Below are 3,519 nucleotides of genomic sequence, written 5' to 3' on the forward strand. Positions count from 1 at the left end.
TTCATTCACAATGCGGTTCACTTTGCCGCAGTTAGGGGCCGCACTTTGTTTTGTAGGTTCGCCAGCAGAGTGCGTATCGCCCAGCGCCTTAGCTAGACGGAGTCCGCCGCCCAGCATTTTTCATACTGGCCAGCTACCAACGGCCAAACGAAGTCGCGTGCTTCTTCCAACGTAGACTTCGCTTCCAGCTCTGGGCCATCAATGACGAAATCATGCTCGATTGGGCGGCCGGAACAATCGCGTCGGCCTTCCGGGTCTTCGAACCTCATAATGACGCGGTCTCCCATCTTCTGGAACACCTCGCGAGAGTTTTCCAGCCCAGAAAAAGCCGAAAGATACTCCGGCAATGGGTCCTGGAAACCGCCATCCATGAGAAAGCAGTTTCCCCAGTTCTTTCCCCTAGTCGCCCAAATTATCCCCATTGAGGCGACCTCTTAAGGAAACCGTCTTCAATGGACTGCCGAATCTTTAGAACGAAATCGGATAGAAGCATCTCGTAGAAGTTGTGATTCTCCAGTGCCTTTTGGCGTTTTTCTTCAAGCATTGGCACAGCTAGACCAGCAAGCTCTTGGATAATTCGCTCAATCAACTGAACCTTGCCCCACTTACCTGCCAACCTTCTAGGCAACTTTTTAAGGAGGTTCGGAGCGAAGCTCTGTGCGTTAAAGCCGGAGGCAAGAGTCATAATGAGGCTAATGCCTGCCTTAGCCAACTTTTCATCCAAGAGAGCGGCTGGAAGGATTCGTAGTTTTGCCCAACGTTGGTAGCGCTCAATCGGAAAGATGGTGGCCAGCGGGAGGATTGCCTCCAAGCCCTTTTGCTGCTCGACGTCGATTTCGCCGTGGGCGAACTCCGCAGAAGAAAGTACTGCGTAGTCCTCACCAACAGAAAGAGCCTTATCGCCCTCTACCAAGTCAGCGAGGACCTGGCGCAACCCGTTCAGCTCATCTGCTGCATGCAAAATGATCATTTTTTGGAGATCATGCGCTGTCATCTCAGGGAGCAAGTCAGCCTTCGACAGCGCAATAACCCAAATGCGAGGGAATTGCTCAAGCTGCTCGTGACCATCGAGAATCTCTTCACGAACCGTAAGCAGCATATTGCGCAAAGTGGTGAATAGCGACTTCAGGTAGCGAGCTTCATCGCCTTCATAGTCCACAAGCTTTTGGCCATCAACTAGGACCAAAGCCACATCAGATTTGACGAGCTCACGGAAAGTTGCTGACCTATCTTCCTTTTCCATTTCGCTCGAGGGCTTCGATTCAAACCACTCACCTGGGTAGTCACGCCAAGTGATGTGGATGCGTGGGCGTTTGCTTCGCTCACCCAACGGTTCCGAAATCGGCATCAACTTGAAGTCGTACTTCGAAGACACAAATTTATCGGCTGCAGGAGCTACATTCTTCTCCTTCATGCCGTAGTAGCGCTGAAGGAGACGATTTCCATCGGTCGATTCTTGCGCCAAGAAGCGGTAGCCGTTCGAGTCCACAACACTTTGCTCATTCAGGTGTCCGTAGAGAGACGAAAGTAGAACGGTCTTTCCGCTTCCGGCTTGACCAAATACTGCGATTTGCTGGTGAAATTGAAAATCTGCCACGTTAGAAATTTTAGCGAATCCCTAGCGCTTCCGATTAAGCCGCGCAATCTCCGCACTGAGCACGGTGGCAAAGCCCGTCCATGCCGCATAGGGTGCGAGCAACGCACCGCGCTCGGGTGCGAACTTCCAGGCGCGGCGCACGAGGTCCCCGGAGCTTGCGGCCAGGACGCCGGCCCAAACGGCGGCCAGCCTCTTACGCTTCGAGCGGAAGAAGACGCCGCTCCAGCCGGCATTCCATGCGAGGTTCGCACCGAGAACCGCGGCATGCTTGCGTGCTGCGGCTTTGGATTTGGCGGTGTCTTCTTCGATGTGGTCGGCAAGAACGATCGAGTTGATGACCGCGATGTCAGCATAAAGTGCAGTCCAGACAATTGGGAACGCGATAGCCGGTGGCTGCCAGTTCGGGAGTTTGAGGCTGCAGTAGTGGCGGCTATCCGGCTTGCTCAACATCGAGCCGATAACGCCGCACGCGGTCACCGCGCCGACCGCCTGGCGGATTTCCGCGCCCGCTTCCTCGAGCTTCTCAACGGCTCCACCGTGCGAAACCTCTCCCACCTAACCACTGACCTGCGCCGTGCTCGCAGTGATATTGAGAGGCGCATGGAATTCATCAACAAGTCCCTGGAGCGCTCTCCCTTCAACGGTGAGCGCACCGTGCGCATCGACGTCAAGGATGCTCGCGGCCAGGTGGTCCAGGATTTCCAGCGGGATCTTGATGCCGCCACCTCCCACAGCTTGGGCGAATTCGGCTCCGATGATACAGAGACTGCCCTTGCGCGCTACCACGCGTTGGACAAGATCTTGAGCCGTTTGGGCTCGAGCCAGCCAGAGGATCTCCGCTGGCGCAACGTGGTGCTAGATACCCGCCGGCACGTGAGCTTTATCGGCCGTGAGTTGTACCCCGACGGAACGACACATCACCTACTGGGGCGACCTCGACGCCGCCGGCTTTGCCATCCTCAACGCCGTGCGCGCCCATTTCCCCCACACGACGTCACTGCTCATGGACACAGCCACCGTCACCGAATTCCAGCACCTGGCTGTCCCCGACCCCGGCGACGGCTCCGCCACCCTTACCCACCTCACCACCGAAGAGCAGCGCGCCTACCGCCTTCTCTTCACTGCGGGCCGGCTGCGCATTGAGCAGGAGCGGATTCCATTTGCTCATGTGAATGCGGTGATTCATGCAACGCTCGCAGCAGCGTGACGCTGCCACCCCCGCGAACGCTGGACAAAATGGCCTCTTCCTGCAGTAGCTATTCTTCCTTTTCTCTTTTTCTGGCTTGTCTGCGCTCACGCCTCCGAGCACGCTTTGCTTTGCGGATATCGACGACCCAACGCGGAACAAAAGGCCACGGAAGCGGAACCCCGACCGCGCCCGTAAATCCAATGACTCCGACAACGAAAGCTGCCACGAGCGGAACCTTCAGCACCGTGTAGACAAACTCGGGAGGGTTGGCACTTGCGACCAACCCCATGGCGCCGGCAGCGCCCATGATGAGCGAGCAGTAAGGATAAATAAAAAGGACGCCATCACTTTCTGCGCCTACAAAGTCGACATCGTCGTACCATTTTTCCGATCTAGGTTGCCTCCGCACGCACCTAATGTAGTAGGTCCAGTAGAGCACCATGACAAGCACTACCCCGGCGCATACAAGCAACTCAGTAACATCGCCGTTCATAGAATAGGCCTCCCGTGGCTGTCGGTTGCGGTATGTATAAACGCTACCAGCGCCAGCGGGGGTGCGGCGTGGGACGAAAACAAAAATATTGATGCGGGCAAGCGCCCGAACCACGGACGCGGGCTTGACCTTTTGGAAGCAGATCCCGCCACAGGAAATAATAGAAATCAAGGCAAATACCTAGGAACAAAACTCGGGGCACTTCACGTAGCGTTGTTGAATGCGCCGGCCGGGCTTGTT

6 protein-coding genes are annotated in these 3,519 nt (G+C 56.1%); 1 reads left to right on the forward strand and 5 read right to left on the reverse strand.

Annotated elements, in window-relative coordinates; all coding sequences use genetic code 11:
* Positions 1-92: 92 nt before the first annotated feature.
* The 4 genes from HMPREF2935_RS10440 to HMPREF2935_RS13370 are packed head-to-tail and all read right to left on the reverse strand — an operon-like array spanning position 93 to position 2,383.
* Positions 93-371, reverse strand: a complete 279-nt coding sequence (locus tag HMPREF2935_RS10440; protein ID WP_235591067.1) for a hypothetical protein — start codon at positions 369-371, stop codon at positions 93-95.
* 41 nt (positions 372-412) lie between these two features.
* Complete coding sequence (locus HMPREF2935_RS10445; RefSeq protein WP_061923839.1) at positions 413-1,597, reverse strand: TRAFAC clade GTPase domain-containing protein; 1,185 nt, start codon at positions 1,595-1,597, stop codon at positions 413-415.
* A gap of 21 nt (positions 1,598-1,618) precedes the next feature.
* On the reverse strand, positions 1,619-2,152 hold the full coding sequence (locus tag HMPREF2935_RS10450) for a TspO/MBR family protein (RefSeq protein ID WP_246817826.1): 534 nt from the start codon (positions 2,150-2,152) through the stop codon (positions 1,619-1,621).
* Complete coding sequence (locus HMPREF2935_RS13370; protein ID WP_070733132.1) at positions 2,153-2,383, reverse strand: hypothetical protein; 231 nt, start codon at positions 2,381-2,383, stop codon at positions 2,153-2,155.
* Between the two features lie 103 nt (positions 2,384-2,486).
* Here HMPREF2935_RS13370 and HMPREF2935_RS10460 point away from each other — a divergent pair, with 103 nt between their 5' ends.
* Complete coding sequence (locus tag HMPREF2935_RS10460) at positions 2,487-2,804, forward strand: Wadjet anti-phage system protein JetD domain-containing protein (RefSeq protein ID WP_070733134.1); 318 nt, start codon at positions 2,487-2,489, stop codon at positions 2,802-2,804.
* A 49-nt stretch (positions 2,805-2,853) separates the two neighbouring features.
* Here the strand turns inward: HMPREF2935_RS10460 and HMPREF2935_RS10465 are convergent, their stop codons facing one another.
* Entirely contained in the window at positions 2,854-3,450 is a 597-nt protein-coding gene (locus HMPREF2935_RS10465; RefSeq protein WP_246817827.1) for a hypothetical protein, read from the reverse strand.
* Positions 3,451-3,519 lie beyond the last annotated feature (69 nt).

It is taken from the genome of Corynebacterium sp. HMSC076D02 (assembly GCF_001813815.1).
Taxonomy (GTDB): Bacteria; Actinomycetota; Actinomycetes; order Mycobacteriales; family Mycobacteriaceae; genus Corynebacterium; species Corynebacterium simulans.